The sequence below is a fragment of the Paenibacillus sp. ACRRY genome, assembly GCF_022346995.1.
Classification (GTDB): Bacteria; Bacillota; Bacilli; order Paenibacillales; family Paenibacillaceae; genus Paenibacillus.
Map to the genome: position 1 here is coordinate 58,394 of NZ_JAKRNM010000003.1, position 21,572 is coordinate 79,965.

General features: G+C 50.2%; 16 protein-coding genes. 11 read left to right on the forward strand and 5 right to left on the reverse strand.

The genetic code is table 11. The annotated features are described in order from the left end of the window. Positions 1-5 precede the first annotated feature (5 nt). Genes MH144_RS13865 through MH144_RS13875 form a run of 3 tightly spaced genes read left to right on the forward strand, consistent with a single transcriptional unit; the run spans position 6 to position 8,965 of the window. Positions 6-7,232: a non-ribosomal peptide synthetase gene (locus MH144_RS13865; RefSeq protein WP_239300927.1), complete on the forward strand. Its 7,227-nt coding sequence runs from the start codon at positions 6-8 to the stop codon at positions 7,230-7,232. A 12-nt stretch (positions 7,233-7,244) separates the two neighbouring features. After that, entirely contained in the window at positions 7,245-7,481 is a 237-nt protein-coding gene (locus MH144_RS13870) for an MbtH family protein (protein ID WP_239300929.1), read from the forward strand. Continuing rightward, complete coding sequence (locus tag MH144_RS13875; RefSeq protein ID WP_239300931.1) at positions 7,478-8,965, forward strand: MDR family MFS transporter; 1,488 nt, start codon at positions 7,478-7,480, stop codon at positions 8,963-8,965. The genes MH144_RS13870 and MH144_RS13875 overlap by 4 nt, the downstream gene beginning before the upstream one ends. A 133-nt stretch (positions 8,966-9,098) precedes the next feature. On the opposite strand, the gene MH144_RS13880 is transcribed toward MH144_RS13875, so the two are convergent. Further along, the gene (locus MH144_RS13880; RefSeq protein WP_239300938.1) at positions 9,099-9,785 is read right to left on the reverse strand and encodes a 4'-phosphopantetheinyl transferase family protein; all 687 of its coding nucleotides are present in this window, start codon (positions 9,783-9,785) and stop codon (positions 9,099-9,101) included. 87 nt (positions 9,786-9,872) lie between these two features. Continuing rightward, complete coding sequence (locus MH144_RS13885; protein ID WP_239300940.1) at positions 9,873-10,742, reverse strand: arylamine N-acetyltransferase family protein; 870 nt, start codon at positions 10,740-10,742, stop codon at positions 9,873-9,875. 236 nt (positions 10,743-10,978) lie between these two features. Between MH144_RS13885 and greA the strand changes: the two genes are divergently transcribed. The 3 genes from greA to rlmN all read left to right on the forward strand — a co-directional run bounded on the left by greA (position 10,979) and on the right by rlmN (position 14,384). Beyond that, positions 10,979-11,458, forward strand: coding sequence for a transcription elongation factor GreA (gene greA, locus MH144_RS13890; protein ID WP_095360233.1), 480 nt, complete (start codon positions 10,979-10,981; stop codon positions 11,456-11,458). Positions 11,459-11,756: 298 nt separating this feature from the next. Beyond that, the gene (locus MH144_RS13895; RefSeq protein ID WP_239300942.1) at positions 11,757-13,112 is read left to right on the forward strand and encodes a sodium-dependent transporter; all 1,356 of its coding nucleotides are present in this window, start codon (positions 11,757-11,759) and stop codon (positions 13,110-13,112) included. 177 nt (positions 13,113-13,289) lie between these two features. Continuing rightward, positions 13,290-14,384, forward strand: coding sequence for a dual-specificity RNA methyltransferase RlmN (gene rlmN / locus MH144_RS13900; protein WP_239300953.1), 1,095 nt, complete (start codon positions 13,290-13,292; stop codon positions 14,382-14,384). A gap of 100 nt (positions 14,385-14,484) precedes the next feature. Here rlmN and MH144_RS13905 read toward each other — a convergent pair whose 3' ends face one another. Beyond that, a complete protein-coding gene (locus tag MH144_RS13905; RefSeq protein WP_239300963.1) occupies positions 14,485-14,925 on the reverse strand; it encodes a GNAT family N-acetyltransferase in 441 nt (146 codons plus the stop codon). A 177-nt stretch (positions 14,926-15,102) separates the two neighbouring features. Between MH144_RS13905 and MH144_RS13910 the strand changes: the two genes are divergently transcribed. The 5 genes from MH144_RS13910 (at position 15,103) to MH144_RS13930 (ending at position 19,243) form a co-directional block, all read left to right on the forward strand. Next, the gene (locus tag MH144_RS13910) at positions 15,103-15,579 is read left to right on the forward strand and encodes a MarR family winged helix-turn-helix transcriptional regulator (RefSeq protein WP_239300973.1); all 477 of its coding nucleotides are present in this window, start codon (positions 15,103-15,105) and stop codon (positions 15,577-15,579) included. 101 nt (positions 15,580-15,680) lie between these two features. Next, positions 15,681-16,799 (forward strand): glycosyl hydrolase family 8, encoded by a 1,119-nt coding sequence (locus MH144_RS13915; RefSeq protein WP_239300985.1) that lies wholly within the window; start codon positions 15,681-15,683, stop codon positions 16,797-16,799. A 114-nt stretch (positions 16,800-16,913) separates the two neighbouring features. Continuing rightward, positions 16,914-17,789, forward strand: a complete 876-nt coding sequence (locus MH144_RS13920; RefSeq protein WP_239300997.1) for a diguanylate cyclase domain-containing protein — start codon at positions 16,914-16,916, stop codon at positions 17,787-17,789. Positions 17,790-17,811: 22 nt separating this feature from the next. Then, positions 17,812-17,955 (forward strand): hypothetical protein, encoded by a 144-nt coding sequence (locus MH144_RS13925; RefSeq protein WP_167301716.1) that lies wholly within the window; start codon positions 17,812-17,814, stop codon positions 17,953-17,955. Beyond that, positions 17,948-19,243: a glycosyltransferase family 2 protein gene (locus MH144_RS13930; RefSeq protein ID WP_239300999.1), complete on the forward strand. Its 1,296-nt coding sequence runs from the start codon at positions 17,948-17,950 to the stop codon at positions 19,241-19,243. Before MH144_RS13925 ends, MH144_RS13930 begins: the two co-directional genes overlap by 8 nt. Positions 19,244-19,474: 231 nt before the next feature. Here the strand turns inward: MH144_RS13930 and MH144_RS13935 are convergent, their stop codons facing one another. Both MH144_RS13935 and MH144_RS13940 read right to left on the reverse strand, forming a co-directional pair. Next, complete coding sequence (locus MH144_RS13935) at positions 19,475-20,254, reverse strand: ABC transporter ATP-binding protein (protein WP_239301001.1); 780 nt, start codon at positions 20,252-20,254, stop codon at positions 19,475-19,477. A gap of 83 nt (positions 20,255-20,337) precedes the next feature. Continuing rightward, on the reverse strand, positions 20,338-21,564 hold the full coding sequence (locus tag MH144_RS13940; protein WP_481857360.1) for an MFS transporter: 1,227 nt from the start codon (positions 21,562-21,564) through the stop codon (positions 20,338-20,340). Positions 21,565-21,572: the final 8 nt, after the last annotated feature.

A 21,572-nucleotide genomic window follows, 5' to 3' on the forward strand; every position in this document is an offset into this window, starting at 1 on the left:
TGAATTTGTCTCAGCGTCGGAATGGAACGTGGCCCATGTCGGCTGCGCAGTCCGGGATCTGGTTTGCTCATCAATTGAATCCGGAAAACCCCATGTACAATACAGGTGAATACGTGGTTATTCACGGGAGTGTTGATGTACAACAGTTTGAACAGAGTGTTCGTCAAACCGTCGCGGAGGCCGAAACCTTAAACATGGTTTATGGTGAAAATGAACACGGCCCCTACCAGACCCTTAACCAGAAGGGTGACCATTGGCCGTTTCATGTACTGGATGTTCGCAGTGAGCAGGATCCCCATGCGGCGGCTATAGCCTGGATGCACCAGGATCTTGCAAGCCCCGTCAATCTTGCAACTGGACCGGTATTTACAGAAGCCCTATTTCAAGTGAGTGAAGGTTGCTACTACTGGTACCAGCGAGTGCATCATATTGCGATTGACGGATACGGCGTATCGCTAATTACCCGTAGAGTAGCAAGTCTGTATACTGCCAGGGTTAAGGGTGGGTCAGGTGAGAGTGTCACGGAAACACGAGCATTTGGCCCGCTGTCCTCTGTCATTCAGGAGGATGAAGTTTATCATGAGTCTGCTGCAAGGGAGCAGGATCGCACATTTTGGCTGGAGCGTTATGCGGATGAACCGGACGTCGTAAGTTTGGGTGAAAAGGCTTCACGCACAGCGGACCATTTTCTGCGGCAGACTATTGAACTTGCACAGTCCGATCGGGATCGCCTTCAGGATGCTGCGGCCCGGTACGGGGTGACCTGGCCTGATCTGTTTATTGCAGCAGCAGCCATTTATGTGCATCGGATCACCGGCGCGCGAGATGTAATACTGGCTTTGCCTGTCATGTGCAGGCTGGGTTCGGCAGCCTTGCGTGTGCCAGGCATGGTTATGAACGTGCTTCCGCTGCGCTTGAATGTTGAGTCTGATATGCGTATATCTGTCCTGGCCGAACAGATTGTGCGGGAGATCCGGGCTATTCGCAAGCATCAACGTTACCGACACCAGGATCTGCGGCGTGATCTGAAGCTGTTGGGGGAAAATCGCCGATTATTCGGGCCGATGATCAATGTCATGCCATTCCATCATGAGCTGAATTTCGCAGGTCAGCGAGGAGTGATCCATAACTTGTCTACGGGTCCGGTCGATGACCTGTCCATTCATGTCGTGGACCAAGGGCACGGTCATGGACTTCGGATTGATTTTGATGCCAATCCTTCCGTCTACAGCGAATCGGATTTGCTGAGTCATCAGCTCCGTTATATGCAGCTGCTGAATTCAATGATGCAGGAGGGAACTGAAGAGCAGTATGTAGGTCAAATGGAAGTCCTGAGACCAGAAGAACGTGACTGGGTCCTGAACGGGTGGAATCAGACACAGCACGAGGCTCCTGAGCGGAACTCGGCGGCTATGTTCGAACAGCAGGTTCGACGCACCCCGTCTGCCATGGCGGCAACATTTGAAGCCGAATCTGTGACATATGCCGAGCTTAACGAGCGTTCAAACCGTCTTGCCCACGAGCTGATTCAGCACTACAAGGTGGGACCAGAGCAGATTGTAGCTATTGCTATGCCGCGGTCTCTGGAGGTCGTGGTTGCCATTCTGGCTGTTCATAAGACGGGAGCAGCTTATCTTCCGCTGGACCCGGATTACCCTGAAGAGAGAATAATCTACATGCTTGAAGATGCCAGACCGGCATGTCTGATTACGATGAAGCACAATCTGTCCCATTTGCAGCACATGTCCAATGTCCCTATGTTGGCCTTGGATGAACCGAAGGTAGCAGCGAGAATAGACCGTCAGTCCGGGAGCAATCCCGAACCAGAGGATCTCACAACTGATGCCTCGTTGCTGAATCCCTCTTATATCATCTATACCTCCGGATCAACAGGTAAACCGAAGGGGGTTGCCGTTACGCATCTGGGATTGTCCAATCTGCTTGAAGATATGAAGCTGAGACTGAAGGTCGGTCCGCAGGATCGCTGGTTATCGGTCACGACAATAGCTTTTGACATTTCTGTTCTTGAGGTATTCCTGCCTCTTACGACCGGAGCAAGGCTGGATATAGCCCGCAAAGAAACCATTCTTGATCCGGTGGCTCTGGCTGCACAGATGAGACGGCGGGGGACAACGATTATGCAAGCCACGCCAACGTTGTGGCAGTCTCTGGTGACCAGCAAGCCTGGGACATTTGACGGTTTGACAGTCATTACCGGCGGTGAGGCCCTCTCTGAGGAACTGAAGCTTTCCTTGCAGGAGATGGGATGTCACGTTCATAACCAGTATGGACCGACGGAGACCACGATTTATTCAACGGCTGCTGCCATGACGGCTGACTCAACGGGTAAGCCCTCGATTGGCGGACCGGTTCGAAATACGCAGCTATACGTGCTGGATGGGAGTCTGAATCCAGTTCCTCCGGGTGTTGTCGGAGAGTTATACATCGCGGGAGATGGGCTGGCACGAGGTTATCTGGGAAGACCGGATCTGACTGCCGAGCGTTTTGTTGCGAGTCCTTTCGGACAAGCAGGCAGCCGCATGTATCGTACAGGAGATTTGGCGAAGTGGCTGTCTGATGGATCAATTGACTATTTGGGCAGGGCAGATCACCAGATCAAAATCAGAGGCTTCCGCATCGAATTGGGTGAGATTGAATCCGTCATTTCCAGATATCCGGGCGTAGCCCAGGTTACGGTTATGGCACGCGAAGACCAACCAGGGAATCCACGCTTGGCCGCTTATGTCGTTGCAACTTCCGAGTACACGTCAGGCATGGATCTGTCGTTGCTTCGGGCACATGTGGCGGATGTACTGCCGGATTACATGGTGCCAGCTGCCTTCATGAACCTTGCCGAGATGCCGCTGACCCCCAATAAAAAGATCGACCGCAAGCAGCTGCCTGTTCCTTCCGTGCTGTCCCATGCCAGTGGACGTGAGGCAAGAACACCTCAAGAGGAGATGCTGTGCAGTTTGTTCGCTGAAATTCTGGGTGTTGCTCGTGTAGGGATCGACGATGACTTCTTCGAACTTGGTGGTCATTCCCTCCTTGCAGGCCGTATAACAGCCCGGATTCGGGATGTGTTTGGAGCAGAACTGAACATTGGCAGTGTATTCGAGTCACCAACGGCAGCAGGCCTCGCCAAGAGATTGGATCAGGTGGGTTCAGTCCGACCAGGGATACAACCTGTTCCCCGTCAAGTCGAGATTCCTCTCTCCTTTGCTCAGCGGCGGCTCTGGTTCCTGTATTGTCTGGAAGGACCGAGCCCCACGTACAATATTCCGCTTGTGGTGCGGTTATCCGGCAAACTTGATATACCTGCACTTCAAGCTGCCGTTCAGGACATTGTTGATCGCCATGAGACGTTGAGAACGTTATATCCGCCAGAGCTTGGCTCTGCAAGCCAGACCATTCTGGATGCAGCTGATGTTCGCGTAAACCTTCGAGTAAGTGCCATTGCTGAAAATAATTTGGCGGAACTTCTGACCGAAGCTTCCCGGTACAGCTTCGAGCTCTCAAGCGAACCGGGTATCCGTACGGAGCTGTTTACATCCGGTCCAGACGAGCATGTTCTGTTGTTACTGCTTCATCATATAGCTGGAGATGGTTGGTCCCTGTCGCCTTTGATGCGGGACTTGTCCCAAGCATACAGGGCACGTGTTCAGGGGGCGGCGCCATCCTGGGAACCTCTGCGCGTTCAATATGCAGATTACGCGGTGTGGCAGGATCGACTGCTTGGAGATGAAGGGCAGCCGGACAGCCTGATTGCAAGGCAGCTTGAGTTCTGGAGCCGTCAACTGGAAGGCTTGCCGGAACAAGTGACGTTTCCAGCCGATTATCCGCGTCCGGTGGTCTCCAGCTACCGGGGGGGAACGATCCCGTTTACCATTAGTCAGAAACTGCATGAACAGCTCTTGGCTGTGGCGCGGGAGAACAAGGTCAGTCTCTTCATGGTTTTGCATGCCGTATTGTCGGTACTGCTTACACGCATGGGAGCGGGTACGGATATTGCGATTGGTACCCCAATTGCCGGCAGGATCGACGATGCACTGGACGAAGTGGTGGGCATGTTCATCAATACCCTTGTGCTGCGTACAGACACTTCCGGGGATCCAACGTTCCGTGAACTGCTGGCACGTGTGCGGGAAGTGGACCTGGCTGCTTACGAACATCAGGATCTGCCTTTTGAGCGTTTGGTTGAAGTGCTGAATCCGTCCAGATCCCGCTCCAAGCATCCACTCTTTCAGGTGATGCTGGTCCTGCAGAATACGCCAGACGTTCAGCTGGATCTGCCAAGTGTGGTATCCCAAACGAATATGCAGGGCGTGGGTTCATCCAAATTCGACCTGACTGTGGAGCTCACGGAACAGCGTGAACACAATGGTTCACCAGCGGGAGTCGAAGGCGTGCTGGAGTACAGTACGGATCTTTTCCGGGAATCCACGGCAGCAGAACTTGTGGTCCGATTGATCCAGGTGCTGGAGGATGCCGTCCAGCAAACGGATGAACCCATTAGCTGCTTTAACGTGGTAACTCCCAAGGAACGTTCGCTCTTGGAGCAGCAGTGCTTTGCCGTAGCGGATGATGCTTCTTTACCTGGAATGACCATTGCTGAGCGCTTTGAAGTTCAGGCAGCGGCTACCCCCGATGCACCGGCTGTGAGCTTGGGAGACACGGTCATTAACTATCAAGAGCTCAATGAAAGAGCCAACAGGCTGGCAAGATTGTTGATTGCTGAAGGTGTGGGCCCAGAGCAGATGGTTGCACTTGCACTGCCACGTTCCACAGAGATGGTGGTCTGTATTCTGGCTGTGTTAAAAGCAGGGGCGGCCTATCTTCCGCTTGATCCGAATTATCCATCAGACCGATTGACGCATATGCTGACAGACGCAGCTCCGGGCGTAATGATTACCAACGAGGAAGTATCGTCCCTGCTGCCTCAGATGGAATCCGTACAATGGTTGAATCTGGACGACGCTCAAACCATTCAACGGCTGTCTGCTCAGGATGAACGAAATCCCGCAGATGGTGAGCGCAATGGACGCGTGTCTCCCCTCAGTCCGGCTTACATGATCTATACCTCGGGTTCCACAGGCAAACCAAAGGGAGTGGTTATTCCCCATGCGAATGTGATCCGGTTATTTGAGGCCACACAGCACTGGTTCCAATTTGATGCGAGTGATGTATGGACGTTATTCCATTCTTATGCATTTGACTTCTCAGTCTGGGAGATCTGGGGACCACTGCTGCACGGGGGCAGGCTGGTCATTGTGCCGCATGAGATTAGTCGCTCTCCAGGTGCATTCCTGCAGCTGCTTGCCCAGCAAGAGGTAACGGTGTTGAATCAGACGCCGTCAGCATTCTACCAGCTGATGCAGGCAGATCGGGAGCATCCGGAGTGGGGGCAGAAGCTTGGGCTCCGCTACGTGATCTTTGGAGGCGAGGCACTGGAGCTCGGTCGGTTGGAGGATTGGTATGGTCGCCATCCAGATAATGCACCAAAACTGATTAATATGTATGGCATTACAGAGACCACCGTCCATGTCAGCTATCAGGAACTGCATGCGAGCAGTGCCGCAGAAGGAGCCAGCAGCTGGATCGGCTGCGCCATTCCGGATCTGCGTGTATACGTGCTGGATGATCATCTCCAGCCTGTGCCTGCAGGTGTGACAGGTGAGATGTATGTGGCCGGGGCAGGCCTTGCCCGCGGGTATTGGGGCAGACCGGATCTTACGGCAGAGCGTTTCGTCGCAGATCCATACGGTCCTGCAGGAACACGCATGTACCGGACGGGAGATTTGGCCAAAAGACTTCATGATGGATCACTTGATTACTTGGGCCGAGCGGATCAGCAGGTGAAAATACGTGGTTTCCGCATCGAGCTTGGCGAGATCGAAGCGGTGCTGGCCAGACATCCCGAGGTTGCACAAGCTGCGGTCATCGTCCGCGAAGACCAGCCGGGAGATAAACGCCTCGTGGCGTATATCGTGCCAAACTCGAAGATGGGGCCCGAACCAGAATCGGCTATGCTTCGTCGTCATGCATCAGCGAGTCTGCCTGATTACATGGTGCCATCAGCGGTGGTCACCATGGAGGCTATACCGCTCACTGCCAACGGCAAGCTGGACCGCAAAGCTTTGCCTGTACCGGAAATGCAGCTGACTTCCGGTGGCCGGGCACCACGTAATCCGCAAGAGCAGATTTTGTGTGATCTGTTTGCCGAAGTGCTGGGATTGCGAAGTGTCAGTATCGATGATGGGTTCTTTGACCTTGGTGGACATTCCCTGCTCGCTGTTCGTTTGATGAGCCGAATCCGGGAGGCCATGGGCAAAGAACCGGGGATTGGCATTTTGTTTGAAACGGCAACAGTTGCCGGACTGGCTGAACGGCTTGAAATGGATTCGGATACGGGAACAGGTTCTCTGCAAGTGCTGCTGCCTCTCCGGACTCACGGAGCTCACCTCCCGCTGTTCTGTGTCCATCCTGCCGGAGGATTAAGCTGGTGTTATGCCGGGTTGATGAAACATCTGGGTATGGAATACCCCATTTACGGTTTACAGGCCCGCGGCATTGCCCAGTACGAGGATCTTCCGGCTACGCTGGAGGAGATGACGGCAGATTATATCCGTCATATTCGCTCCGTACAGCCTAAGGGACCTTACCGATTGCTGGGCTGGTCCCTTGGAGGCAATGTTGCTCAGGCCATGGCTGTACAGCTTCAGTCGGAAGGGGAAGAGGTGGAGTTTCTCGCCATGCTGGACGCTTATCCGAGTCACTATCTTCCGATTCGCGGGGAACCGGATGAGGAAGAGGCACTGACCGCCTTGCTTGCCCTTGGTGGGTATGATCCGGACAGTATCGGGGAAGGTCCGCTGGATATGGCAGCGGCCATGCGTATTCTGAGCAGTGAAGGAAGTGCGCTGGCCAGTCTGGATGAGGAGACGATCATGAAACTGCGGAAAACGTATGAAAATTCCGTGCGGATTCTGGGGGCTTACACGCCTTCCCGATTCGAAGGGGATCTGATCTTCTTCCGTTCTACCGTGATTCCGGATTGGTTTGACCCCATTGAACCAGAGATGTGGAATGCCTATATTGGGGGCCGAATGGAAAGGCATGATATTGCCTGCCGCCACAAGGATCTCTGCCAGCCTGGACCGCTGGCTGAAATATGCCAGACGCTGACGACCAAGCTAGAGATGCTGAATCAGCGCCAAGTTCATCTTAAATAGGAGGATAAGCCGATGAGCAACCCTTTTGAACAGGAAGACAGCAATTATGTGGTATTAATCAATGAGGAAGGGCAGTATTCGCTCTGGCCTGCATCCATTCCAGTTCCTGCAGGCTGGACCCAGATGCTGGGCAAGGCGAAACGCCGGGTGTGTCTTGATTACATCGCGGAGCAGTGGACGGACCTGAAGCCGCTAAGCCTCTGTGATGAAACGGGGATGCCCGGGGTGGTTCAAGAGGCTGGCGGATGAGACTCCGGCTGCACCCCAAGGCCATTGTCAGTATTGTCTACGTCCTGGCGATGTTTATGGTCGCCATGGATGGGACGGTGCTGAACGTCGCCCTTCGTACCATAAGCGAAGATCTGAACGTTCCACCTGCAGCATCTGGAACGTTGAACGTGGGATATCTGGTCAGCCTGGCTGTTTTCTTGCCTATAGCCGGATGGCTTGGTGACAGGTGGGGGAGTAAGAAAGTCTTCCTGTCGGCGCTCACCCTGTTTACGATTTCATCAGCACTCTGTGCTACGGCTGATAATCTGGGTACGTTAACGTTCTTTCGGATTTTGCAGGGAGCGGGGGGTGGCCTTCTCACACCCGTGGGCATGGCCATGCTGTTTCGAACATTTCCTCCGCAGGAGCGAGCCAAGGTATCCCGCATGCTTGTACTGCCTATTGCTCTGGCTCCGGCTCTCGGTCCGATTGTGAGTGGGCTGATTGTGGACCAATTATCGTGGCGCTGGATTTTCTATGTGAATCTGCCTGTGGGTATTCCTGCTGTACTATTTGGAATGCTGTACCTCAAGGAACATCAAGAGCCGGATGCAGGCAAGCTAGATGTTCCCGGGTGGTTGTTATCAGCGCCAGGGCTTGCTCTAACCATGTATGCCCTCAGCCAAGGGCCGCTGCGTGGATGGACATCACCGCTCACCCTCGGGACAGGCCTTACGGGAATTCTATTACTGGTGTTACTTGTTCAAGCCCAGCTTCGGGCACCCAAACCTTTGTTGGATTTGCGGCTGCTGAAGAATCGCCTGTTTCGTTACACGGGGCTCGTCTCCGTTTGTGGGGCTGGTGGTCTGCTGGGAATGTTATACGTATTTCCTCTAATGTATCAGCATGTACTGAATGCTTCTGCCTTGGAGACAGGGCTAACGACATTTCCCGAGGCGCTGGGGCTTATGATTGCATCGCAGCTTGTGCCTTGGACCTATCCGCGGCTCGGGCCGCGTAAATTAATAGCTATGGGCCTGATCTGTACGGCACTTATCTTTGTTACCCTTAGTCAGATCACAGCGGATACGAACCCGTGGTTCATTCGTTCATTATTATTTGGTGTGGGCATTTTCCTTGGACAGACGGTGGGTGCGGTACAGATTGCCTCGTTTGCCCAGATTCCGCCTCCATCCATGGGGCGGGCCTCCACCTGGTTCACGGTGCAGAACCGCTTAGGGTCCGCGATTGGACTCGCGGTACTGTCAGCCATATTGGCTGGCGTGGGTACAACCACTGCAAATGCGGCAGGCACCATGGAACCCAATGTGCTGGCTTACCGGCTGGCCTTATTGGGCGCTGCTGTATTTTTGCTAATCGGGCTTGTATTTGCTCTGAAAATCAAGGACACGGATGCAGCTGCAACCATTCGCAAATCGAGTGGAGGTGGACTTTTCCGGAGGCAGAGGCCGAAATCATCTCCACCGATATCGACAGAATCGACTGTGCAAACGAAAGGCTGATTACTCTGTTATAAGAGTGTAGTCAGCTAAATGAAATGAAGCGTTCGGTTTATGTAATATGCAAAGCCCCTGACGGAAAATGGTCAGGGGCTTATTAGCATGGATGGTGTTTAGTCTTAAACGATTTCTGTTCCTAGTTCAAAACATGGTATAAATCCTCAATGGTAATCACATTAGGTTTGGAGGGCGGTTCTATTTCTATGGAACTTGTGGTTGCCAGCATATGACCTTCATCCAGACGCTGGCTGAGAAAACGATAGGTCGGTGCTTCGGGACAATACCAGAGTCCGTCCATGCCACGCAGCATGGAGAAGGAGTCAAGCGGCATGGATAACCCCATACCGATGGCCTTGATATAACTTTCTTTCAGCGTCCACAGCCGATAGAAGGTTTCCAGCTGCTGGTCTGCGGGCTCTGCTAACAGATTTCGGCTCTCCAACGGAGAGAAGAAACGCTCGGCAATTGTCATGTCGATGGGGGATATTTTCTCTACATCCACGCCGAGTGGAGCGTGGCCTCCCGAAATAACTGCAACCCAATCACCGGAATGGGATACATTGAAGGGCAGGTCAGGGTGGCTGGTAAGTGAAGGCTTACCGTATGTATTGCGGATAAAGACAAGATCGCCCGGTCTCGAACCAGTCCACTTGCCTAATGTCATACGAGCCAGTGCTTCCCCAAGCACTGAGCGATAGGCATCGGCCTGATGAACAAATCGTGCTGCTTGCTGCCGCCGCTCAGCCGAGACGAGCGAGAGGAGCGAATGCCAAACTTCATTGGGAATTTCTGCTGGAATGCGCAGAAGTTGAATGTTTATCATGATTTATCACCTGACGAGATATTCGGCATGTTCAGTAGAATCCCCTTTACATTCCTTAGTCCTTCCGTTGGTTTTTTGCTCCCTATTTTACACCTGTTGCGTTCTCTTCCACTCCTCGTGTGCAACCCGAATGCGTTCCCACATCTCCACGCGCTCCAGTTCACTGTAGCGTACCAACGGTTCATGAAAGACTCCGTCCAACAACTCTCTCCAATCGGTGTAGCTCTGTATTTCGGTTTTATGAATGCCTTCTGCGGTATGCGTTCGCAGCATGCATCCACGCAGCTCGTTGCTGGCCACAGCATCCCTTTGGCGAAGTAGGAAAACATTATGCCATGGTGATTCAGCCGATTGACTGTAGAAATGATGTTTGGGGATAAATTCATCCAGGGTAAGAAGCACCTCCGGAGCATAGTCTACGCCTTCACTGGGTCCATGAGGTTCATATTCAAGCCGCCATCCCCCAGAAGCAACACTGGATGACGTTAAGTTGTAGGTGAATGGAGCTTCTCCATAAACCTCATAACGAAGTGGCAGAGGCTCGAAGGGCATGCCACCCAGGCCAACATCGACGATCCAGCGTTCGGTCCCAGATCCAGCTTCAGGTAGGAGAACTGACAGCCCAAGATGGAATGAGTTTACGCGCGGCTGCTCGCCATGGGGCTGGACACCGGCACGATGCCACTGTACTTTATAGCCGAGAGAATGAAGCAGGATGCTGAATGCACCATTGAGATGGAAGCAGTACCCGCTGCGTCCTTGCAAAACAAGACGGACTGAATGAGCAAGATCGATTGCTTCCGGGCGTCCTGTAAAGATATCTATTGTTTGCCATGAAAGGTACTGTACGCGTTTACGATGAAGTTCTGACAAAAATTCCAATGTTGGTGGTTTAATATCATCAATGTGGATTCGTTTCAGATAAGACTTCAGTTCTGAATCTGTCAATGTGTTCAAGCGGAATCACCTCAAATCGGTTAGTCGGCACTTCTTAAAGGAAGCAAAAGGCCATGATTTTATTGTAGGAGTGAACAGTTAAAATGGATACTCACGTTTAATCGGATTGTACCGGTACAATTGAGATAGCATATCTGTATGGTCGAGGATGAAATTCTTTTTTCGGGGGTATGTTAACCGTTTAGAGTGGATATAGGTTAGAATATAGATAGAAAGCAGGATTAGGAGATGGAAAAATGGCTAATGATGAAGTAATTTTGACACAGGAAGGCTTGGAAAAGCTGGAGGACGAACTGAGGGAATTGAAGACGGTGAAGCGTAAAGAGTTGGCTGAGCGTCTGAAGCTTGCAATCAGTTACGGTGACCTGAAGGAAAATAGTGAGTATCATTCAGCCAAAGATGATCAGGCATTTATGGAAACCCGCATTTTGATTCTGGAGAAGATGCTGACCAAGGCAAGAGTGATTAGTTCGGACAATATCGACTCCAACAAGGTGAGCATTGGCTCAATCGTGATGCTGAATGATATTGAATTTGCAGAGAAGATTGAATATCAACTGGTTGGTCCAGCCGAAGCCGATGTAGCGAATAACAAAATTTCCTACGAAAGCCCACTCGGCAAGGAGATTATGGGCAAAGAAGTAGGCAGCGTCATTCATGTCAATGCACCGATGGGTGTCATCAAATATGAGTTGCTTGAGATCAGATCGAACTAACTACAGATCAAATAAGGGTTACGTTGCTGCCATGGGGGTAGCGAGCGTAATCCTTTTTTTGTACCCAAAAACAGTCATTTAGAAGGTTATCGGAAGTATTCATGTTGTGTAATATAGTGCAAGGGGTTGGAGTGTGCATTTTTGTCCCATACTGGAATGTAGACGGAATGATTAATAAAAATAACCTCTTTCTCGAATGTAAATAAATAACATTTCGATTAATTTCGATTTTCGAATGACCTGACACGAGGTCTGTTATATAATTACGGGAAAACTTTAAAGTGATGGAGTAGATACGATGAATCAAAGTAAGTCAAACCTGGAGCAAGACAATACTGGCAAAGGTGAGCGCTTCTCACGCGCCGGGTTTATCCTAGCCGCCATCGGTAGTTCGGTTGGTCTAGGGAACATGTGGAAATTCCCTTATATTACGGGGGAAAATGGGGGAGCTGCGTTTTTCCTGCTCTTCATCGTCTGTCTATTGCTTATTGGTCTGCCTGTTCTGCTTGCAGAGCTTGCTATCGGACGCAGTGGCAGAGGCAGCGCCGCTACGGCATTTATCAAGGCTGGTGGACATAAGGGCTGGCTTGCGGCAGGTTTACTGCAAGTACTGACACCGTTTATCATCCTTTCCTTCTACGTTATTATTGCAGGTTGGACGCTGCACTATGCTGTGACCTCTTTTAGCGGTACATTGTTTGATAATCCGGATTATGCCGGGCAGTTTGGTTCCTTTGTAGGCGGATATTTGCCGATCATGTGGCAGCTGATTTCAGTGCTGATTACAGGCTGGATTGTAGCCAAAGGGGTTTCCAACGGGATTGAGAAATTCAACAAGGTCCTGATTCCGGCAATGTTGGTTTTGCTGATTATCTTGATGATTCGGGCAGTGACTCTGCCTGGAGCGGGTGCGGGAGTTTCCTTCTTCCTGAATCCCGATTTCTCGCAGCTGACGACTGAATCAGCGCTGGTTGCGCTTGGACATGCCTTTTTCTCCCTGTCACTCGGGATGGGTATCCTGGTGACTTATGGTTCCTATGTAGATAAAAATCAATCGCTGGGTGGAGCCACCATCGCTGTCGGTGCGGGTGACCTGCTCTATGCATTTATTGCCGGTCTGATCATCTTTCCAACGACATTTTCGTTTGGAATTGCACCAGACCAGGGGCCTTCGCTCATTTTCGTAGCTCTTCCAGCTGCGTTCTCGGCCATGCCACTCGGATTCCTGTTTGGTGGACTATTCTTCGTCCTGCTGGCAATTGCAGCACTCACGTCGGCTGTATCCTTGCTTGAAGTTCCGGTGAAATACTTCATGGAACGTTTGTCCTGGAGCAGAAACCATGCCGTATGGGTAATCTCGCTGGCTGTTTTCATCGTTGGCTTGCCTTCCGTACTGTCGCTGGGCTTGCTGCCTGAATGGACCATTGGTTCGAAGAGCGTGTTCGACTGGATGGACTTTGTAGCGTCCAACATTCTGCTGCCAATCGGCGGATTGCTTGTAACGATCTTTGCGGGTTACTTCTGGAAAAAGGCTGCAGAGGCTTCAGGCCTGAATGCAGGCTGGTTCCGGATTTGGTTGTTCATGCTGCGTTATGTGGCACCCATTCTCGTCATTCTCGTGCTGCTGCACACATCCGGAATCATTCACTTCTAACCGTGAAGACCGGGTAAGAGGAAACGATGTGCATTGTGCAGATTTGCCATAGCTAAAACCTCTTGGAAGAAATGCAAAAGCCCTTGTGTTCCCTCGATAATTTTGGGACAATACAGAGTAGAGGTTTTTTGGTAGGACCGATAAGCCATATGCTTTTTGCGAAAAGAGGACTATACAATGAACAAATCATCCATTTATGGATTAACATTAGAGCAACTTCGTTCCTGGCTGCCGGAGCATGGGCAGAAGAAGTCCCGTGCTTCCCGGATCTGGGAATGGTTATATCAAGAGCGCGTACATGATTTTCCTGAGATGAACGATGTGCGCCAGGAATGTCTGGATGTTCTCTCCGAACACTTCACGATGAACTCGATGAGTGAACACGTGAAGCAGGAGTCGGCAGACGGTACAGTGAAATTTCTGCTGCGGATGCAGGACGGCAACCTGATTGAGACGGTATTGATGCGCCAAAAATACGGTCTTACCGTCTGCGTAACGACCCAAGTGGGCTGTAATATTGGCTGCAGCTTCTGCGCGAGCGGATTGATTAAGAAAAGTCGTGACCTGTCCGCAGGAGAAATTGTGGAACAGATCATGCATGTACAGCGGCACCTGGATGCAGCGGGGCAAGGCGAGCGGGTAACCAACGTTGTCGTGATGGGCATTGGTGAACCGTTTGATAATTTCGAGAACATGAGTAATTTCATCGAAGTGATCAAGGATCGTAAGGGACTGGCCCTTGCTGCCAAGCGTATCACTGTATCCACAAGTGGTCTGCCTGACAAGATCAGAGAATTTGCAGACAGCAGTTTGCAAGTTAATCTGGCAATCTCCTTGCACGCACCGAATAACGAACTGCGTACACACATCATGAAGATCAACCGGGCCTTCCCGATTGAACAGCTGATGGATGCAGTAGATTATTATTTGGCGACTACGAACAAACGCATCATGTTTGAATATATTTTGCTTCGGGATGTTAACGATCAACGGGAGCATGCTGCCGAGCTTGCTGAACTGTTGTCCAGCCGTAAGAGCATGGTCAGTGTCAATTTGATCCCATACAATCCGGTTGATGAGCATAGTCAATATCAGCGGAGTACGGAAGAATCGATTCTGGGCTTCTATGATACACTTAAGAAAAATAACATCAACTCCACGGTACGTATGGAACACGGTACTGACATCGATGCTGCCTGCGGTCAACTGCGCAGTAAACAGATGAAAAATAATGCTGCCGAATCACAGCCAGACCGTCTGGCTATGGGGTAACCGTCCCCTGAGATGAAGGGTGAAGCATCGTTATAGTGCACGTAGGCAAAACGCCTCCGTATCTCACTGGAAAAGTGAGTACAGAGGCGTTTTTTAATATCTATTTGAGCTGTTTGATCATTAATAGATGGGGGATGCCATCTTCCATAAACACATCGGAGGCAGCGGCATATCCAAGACGTTCGTAGAACCCGGAAGCTTGAACCTGCGCATGCAGTTTAGCCTTCTCCAGCCCTTGATCCAGAGCCATTTGTTCCAGTTTGTCGATCAATACCCGGCCGAGGCCATGTTTGCGGTAATCCATCATCACACAGATCCGTTCCAGCTTGGCGACATTCTCCACAACGCGCAATCTGGAGGAAGCGGCGGGTACGCCGTCCACATAGAGGAGAATATGACGGGCTTCGGTACCGAGCGCATCATAGGCGTCGAATTCCTCTTCTGCGGAGACCCCCTGCTCTTCTACGAAGATAGCGGTACGAATGGCGAAGCAGGCATCGAGCAGTTCCTGATTATCAACTTCTACAATAGTGGTATTCATGAATGTTTCTCCTTTGGCCGATAGTAATGTCATTCTGGCATGGTAAACTGATACAAAAGCAAAATCGGATCCTAAAAAGAAGCAAAATTTCATCGTTCATTTTTAAGATGAGTTAATTTTAGTTATATCACTAATTATGTTGCGAATGCAACAAAATGATAAGAGGGTGTGCGTACAATGACTGAGAAAAAAGAAGTGCTGCGCGAGATTGGCATGATCGCACGTTGTTTGGATTCCATCAGCAATGTTGAATTTCAACATTTGAATCTCTCTCGTGGACAGTATCTGTATCTGTACCGCATATGCGAGAACCCTGGCATCATTCCTAACCAGCTGGCTGAGATGATCAAAGTGGACCGCACCACCGCAGCCAGAGCGATCAGCAAGTTGGAGGCGGACGGGTTTATCGTCAAAAAGTCGGCATTGGGTAATAAAAAGAACAAGCAATTATATCCAACGGAAGCCGGACTGGATGCCTGGGCTTTTATTCAAAAAGAGGGAGTGCATTCTGACCAGGTAACCCTGGAGGGACTGACAGAGGAAGAGATAGAGCTCGCCGTCAACCTTCTGCGGCGGATGCGCCATAATATCGAAGTGGATTGGAAGTTTGTCAAAAAAGGCGGCCGTCGGGCTTATATGAATGCGACCGAATGAGCAGAGCCTCTATCCTTGATCCTTACATCCCAGACCTTAGCCGAGCCAATTTCAAGGAGCAGAATCGTTATTCCACAGGATTAATAGCACAGGAGGAAATCATGAAGAGCATCAAGCGTAGAAGACTGACATGGCTGGTGACACTATCCGTTATTGCAGTCAGTATTGTGGCCTTGTCGTTTCTGTACATGAAGGAGAGGTTTGTGATGAACGAGGTGTCTCCGACGGTAGCATTTGTCCAGAAACATATGACCAATCCGAATGGCACGCTCGCTTCCTATTTGCAGGATGCTGCTTCAGAGCAGGCAGACATTGTTGCCGGCAGGGAGGCGTTGTCGGAATCACTCGGTTTGTGGATGCAATATGCGGTTGCCAAGAACGATCAGGCATTGTTTGAACAGAGCTATGAACTGCTGACGACTTATTTTCTGATGCCTCAGAAGTATATTGCCTGGAAACTGGACAAGGAAGGCAAGTCACACGTAACAACCAATGCACTTGGTGATGATTTTCGAATTATAGACGCTTTATTGAAGGCTGCGGATCAATGGGAACAGGGCAGAGATGTGAAGTTGACCACGGCTGCCGAGATCTCCCGTACCTTGAGCCAATCCGTACAGAATGAAGGGTACTTTGTTGATTTTCATGACTTTGCAGGAGGATATTCCCCGGATACGTTGAGCTTGGTATATGTGGACTTGCCGGCCCTCGAGCAGATGGAAAAACACGAGATGCTGCATCCTGGGACATACACCAAATATGAGAATTTGCTTCAAAACATGCCGGGTGACGGAGTGTTCTATCCCAAAACATTCAACGTTGTAACCCAGGAGTATACATATGATGACAAAGTAAACCTGATTGATCAGCTCATCATAGCGAACCACCTAGTCAACACCAGTCGGAATTCGGACGAGCTGATTTCTTTTTTGAAAAAGGAGTTTGAAACCCGTCATCAGCTGCCTGGACAGTATGTTCGTCATAATCGTGTACCTGCGGTAAGCTATGAATCGCCTTCCGTATATGGACTCGCCATATTGCTTGCCGTGCGCTCGGGTGATCCAAAATGGGCCAAACAGCTGTATAACCATATGATCACGATGCGTGGTCAGGATGTGGCTTATCCGGGAGGATATGTGTTTGATGGGAACACCCATATGTTTGATAATCTGTTCCCTTTGCTTGGAGAGACAGAATTACAGAAGTTCCTTAAAAAGTAATAGATTTGTAATCTTATTTGGGGTATAAATATGATAGGATATAAATGTCTAATCATGTCATAATTTGGCGGATTACTAGAAGACATAACTTAAACCATCGGAGAGAAGGAAACTATGAGAAACAAAGCACCTATCCAACGTATCGCATGGGGATATGCCAGTCTGATTGGATTAGCTGTTATTCAGCAACTCGTCATTTATCTCAAAATTTACATGAATCAGAGCTTTACCACACTTGATGTCGTATTCAGCATTGTGTCGCTTGGCGCGCTGGTCCTTGGTTTTGTGATACCTGTCGGAGTGTCTGTTGTCGCCGGGTTCGTATACCTGGTTTCTTATTTTGTATGGCTTGTGACCTACGCGAACGTGGATGTACTGACGTTCTCATGGTGGCTGCTGATTCCGGCCAATGTGGCGGTGGCTGCTTTCATTAAAGCAAGTCTGGTTCGAAGCGCACGAGTGATGGAGCGGCTGCAGGAACTGCAGGACCGCAATCCGGAGCTGGATCTGGATACCACTCTCGGCAACAAGGAGGCCCTTGCAGATACGGTTATCAAGCAAAGTAACCTGGCAAGAAGATACTCGGAGCAGTATGGATTCAGCATGGCCATGTTCAAGATTGAATTTTTGCCGCTGGTCCTTGAATCACTCGGATCTGTCCGGTATGCACAGTTTCTGCTTGAACTGTCGAACACCATTCAGAAGCAAATTCGGTTCGAAGATTATAAATTTTTTGTAGACCGGGGACGGTTCGTCATTATCTGTCCGATGACCAATGTGGAATATTTGCCTGTGCTTACAGAACGGATCAAAAAGGCCATGATGGATCTGCAATTTATCGATAAAAAGGGAAACGAGCTGCAGACGGTTATTCGCTCCGGTGCCCTTGTTTTTCAGAAGGAACAGTTCAGTAAGTACGAGGATATCGATGCTGTAATTGCTGCGCTAGAACGGAATACAGAGACAGATCTCATTGGAGAGTACATCTAGATGCAGGAGGAGGCATAGTCCGGTGAATTATTTAACATGGTTTGTTCCGCTCTGCATTATCGTCAGTAGTTTCTTCACGATCACCATACTTATCTTAACCGTTGCGACGCTGCGTTTTCGAGGGAAAATCAACAGGAAATATGATCGGAGGAAGTTGAATGGCTGATTTCCTGCTGCTGATGTCCATTCTTAGTATCTGGATATCAGTCACTGAATCTATTGTCATTATGGCCGGGGCTATTCGATTCATCAATAAACAAGAGAAAAAGGGAATTCAAATCCCGGAGAACATGGATGACTATCCAACGGTAACGGTCATGGTGCCTGCACATAATGAAGGCGTAGTTATCGTTTCTACGGTTGAGCATATTCTGCGTCTAAATTATCCCGAACATAAAGTTCAGGTCATTGTCATTGCTGATAATTGCACGGATGATACAGCTGAACGGCTTAAGGCGCTCAAGGCAAAGAGCAGCTATGCTGACCGCGATTTCACGATTCTGGAGCGGAAAGGCACAGGAGGGAAATCCGGGGCACTGAATGATGGCCTCGAACTTGCCTGGGGCGAATGGATTTGCATTTATGATGCAGATGCGGCACCTGAACGAAATGCATTAATGTTTCTGACACAGAAAGCGCTGGAGAACCCAGAGAAGCATGGTGCTGTATTTGGACGTAATAAGGCTCGTAACCGGGGACAGAATTTTCTCTCCCGCTGCATTAATCTGGAGCTTGTAACCGTTCAGCGTGTTCACCACACCGGGCTATGGGAGTTATTCAAACTCGGGACGATTCCAGGCACCAACTATATCATTAAGGCAAATCTGATTCGCGAAATTGGCGGATGGGATCCCGATGCCATTACAGAAGATACGGCTGTGTCGTTTGATATTCTTACCCGTGGTCAGCTGATTGCATTAGCGCCGCAAGCGGAAGCCTATCAACAGGAACCGGAGCAGTTGAAGGTTTACATGAAACAGCGCCAGCGCTGGTCCAAGGGGAATTATCAGGTCGTTATTGATAATGTTAAGCATCTGTTCGACCGTACAAGCTGGAGAATTAAACTCCATGTCCTGTACTATGCTGCGAGTTATTTCTGGTTTATGATCGCCATTATTGTTTCGGATATTATCTTTGTTTCTAACCTTGTATACCAAGTTATCGCATTGTTTAATCCCAACGTTATCTCTCCATTCCAGTTCTCCGGAGACGTATACGTGTATCTTGTGGTTGCTTGGGCACTTATGTATTACATTTATGTACTGCAAATTAATTTGGCGCTCTCTGCGGATATTGGACAGAGCAATACACAAAACTTCATTGTGGCCTGCCTTTCCTACTTCACATATGCCCAGTTGTTTCTGGTTATCTCCGTTAAGGCGTTTATCTCTCTCATTGGGGACAAACTGTTCCGCAGAGAAACCAAATGGTATAAAACGCAGCGATTCGGCTGAGTGCATTCATGTTAAAACAAAGGCTGTTTCTGACCTGTTCAGAGGCAGTCTTTTTTTGTTATGGAAAAACACATGCACAGTAGGTACAATCTTTCTATTCCTCTCTGCGAGCAAATAACACACAGGGTACTGTGGATAGATGGAATAACTTAAAGCAGCCAAGAAACCTGTCCACATGTGGATAAGTTTCTTGGCTGCTTTTGTACTCAGGCTGTGTACAGATGAGCCATTTTATTTATCGGCAGCTCTCACATAGACCCGATCTCCATGTCGGTCCACATCTACAGGCGCTTCAAAAAAGTCACTCAACACTTCGGTGTTCATCACCTCAGAGGTTAACCCACTGCTCACAACCTCACCTCGCCGAAGCAGGAGACTGTGACTGAACATGGGCAGAATCTCTTCGGTATGGTGGGTCACATAGATCAGGGAAGGAGAGTTCTTTCTCTGCGATAGTTCACTGATACTCTCCAGCAACCGCTCACGGGAGAACAGATCAAGCCCATTGCAGGGCTCATCCAAAATAAGAATTCGCGGATTCGCCATCAGGGCTCTTGCAATAAGAAGCTTCTGCTTCTCGCCCTGTGAACAGGTACGGTATTCGCGATCCCACAAGTGCTCACAGCCAAGAGTAGTCATCAGCTCCCGGGCCTGGTCCAAATCCTCATCGGAGAGCTTGTCATAGAGACCAATCGTGGCATGCTTTCCGCTAATGACGACATACTGGGTTCGGTCCGTGCCATGTAATTTTTCCTGTAGCGAGGAGCTAACCCAGCCGATGGTTTTACGCAATTCACGCAGGTCGACCTCACCATACGGATGTCCAAGTACCGAAATCGTGCCTTCGGTAGGCCAGAGATAACCGGTGATCATGTTAAGCAGCGTGGTTTTGCCAGAGCCATTGAGGCCGAGCAATGCCCAGTGTTCGCCGTCCTTAACCCGCCAGCTGACATCGTTCAGCAGGGTGATCGGTCCCCTTTTCCAAGTCACATGTTGTACATCAATAATCATGGCGTATTCCTTCCTTCTGTTTAACCTCTGTCTCGATAATCCTGACCTTATTGTAGTCACAAAATCACTGACGTTTCAATGGATTAGGCCGTTCTTGGCCGATCTCGGCGCAGGAATACAGCACACACCCCGAGTAGGGGCAAGAAGGAACATAGCTTGATGACGAATGAAATGCTGGTCACATCAATCAGCGAACCGAGCACAACAGAACCAAGTCCCGCCATGCCGAACGACAAGCCGAAGAACAATCCGGACACCGTTCCGATATGACGTGGCAGTAGTTCCTGCGCATACACAATAATGACGCTGAAGCCTGACATGAGAATTAGTCCGATGATGCCGCATAATACCATGGATAGAGCAGGTCCGGCATATGGCAGCAGTAATGAAAATGGTGCGGTACCCGCGATGGAGAACCAGATCATCGGTTTACGTCCGTAACGATCAGCCAGCGGGCCGCCGAGCAAGGTTCCGATCATCCCCGCAAATTGTAGAATGAACAGGCAGATCTGTGCCTGCGAAAGAGGCAGGTTGTACGCATCAGCGTAATAAAAGGCATAGTACCCGGTCATGCCGGCAATATATACGAATTTGGAAAACAGCAGCAGGATGAGGATTCCCATTGTAAAAGCGATGAATCCCCGACTTGCAGGCTGGGCAGTAGGCTGCCCGATGCCATTTGACTGTACAGGCTGTTGCTGACGGGTGTGGTTTTCTGCCAGCTTGTGTCGGTACCAACGGCTGACGGAAGACTGGATTATAATCCCGATCAGGGCAAAACCCATCAACCATAAGAAACTAAGCTGCCCGTGTGGCAGAAGAATAAAGGCAACGAGCAATGGCGCGAGGGCTTGACCCGTGTTGCCACCGACCTGGAAGATGGACTGTGCCAATCCGCGTCCGCGGCCAGCTGCCAGATGGGCGACACGTGAGGACTCGGGATGGAGAATGGATGAGCCTATGCCAATCAATGCTGCGGAAACAAGCAGCATCCATAACTCGGAAGACAAGGCGAAGCCGAGAACACCAATCAGGGAGAATAACATGCCTCCGGGAAGCAGGATCGGCATCGGCTTGCGATCAGACATATAACCGATCAGCGGTTGTAGAACGGATGCGGTAATATTCAATGTGAAGGCAATCCAGCCCATTTGAGCGAAACTGAGCTGCATGGTTTGCTGGAACAGCGGGAAGGCAGACGGGACAACGGTCTGCATCGCATCATTCAGCAGATGGGCGAAGCTGACTCCGGCAAGCGCCCAGTTGGCGGAGTGGTTGATTTGCATTTTGCTTACAGCGGCTTGAGCCACGGGAGATC

Excerpts from the sequence above, each read along its gene's own strand:
- MH144_RS13935 (WP_239301001.1), bottom strand. The coding sequence starts at position 20,254 with ATGATTATTGATGTACAACATGTGACTTGGAAAAGGGGACCGATCACC.
- MH144_RS13915 (WP_239300985.1), top strand. The coding sequence starts at position 15,681 with ATGAAGAGCATCAAGCGTAGAAGACTGACATGGCTGGTGACACTATCC.
- MH144_RS13905 (WP_239300963.1), bottom strand. The coding sequence starts at position 14,925 with ATGAATACCACTATTGTAGAAGTTGATAATCAGGAACTGCTCGATGCC.
- MH144_RS13870 (WP_239300929.1), top strand. The coding sequence starts at position 7,245 with ATGAGCAACCCTTTTGAACAGGAAGACAGCAATTATGTGGTATTAATC.
- greA (WP_095360233.1), top strand. The coding sequence starts at position 10,979 with ATGGCTAATGATGAAGTAATTTTGACACAGGAAGGCTTGGAAAAGCTG.
- MH144_RS13875 (WP_239300931.1), top strand. The coding sequence starts at position 7,478 with ATGAGACTCCGGCTGCACCCCAAGGCCATTGTCAGTATTGTCTACGTC.
- MH144_RS13930 (WP_239300999.1), top strand. The coding sequence starts at position 17,948 with ATGGCTGATTTCCTGCTGCTGATGTCCATTCTTAGTATCTGGATATCA.
- MH144_RS13920 (WP_239300997.1), top strand. The coding sequence starts at position 16,914 with ATGAGAAACAAAGCACCTATCCAACGTATCGCATGGGGATATGCCAGT.
- MH144_RS13895 (WP_239300942.1), top strand. The coding sequence starts at position 11,757 with ATGAATCAAAGTAAGTCAAACCTGGAGCAAGACAATACTGGCAAAGGT.
- MH144_RS13910 (WP_239300973.1), top strand. The coding sequence starts at position 15,103 with ATGACTGAGAAAAAAGAAGTGCTGCGCGAGATTGGCATGATCGCACGT.
- rlmN (WP_239300953.1), top strand. The coding sequence starts at position 13,290 with ATGAACAAATCATCCATTTATGGATTAACATTAGAGCAACTTCGTTCC.
- MH144_RS13880 (WP_239300938.1), bottom strand. The coding sequence starts at position 9,785 with ATGATAAACATTCAACTTCTGCGCATTCCAGCAGAAATTCCCAATGAA.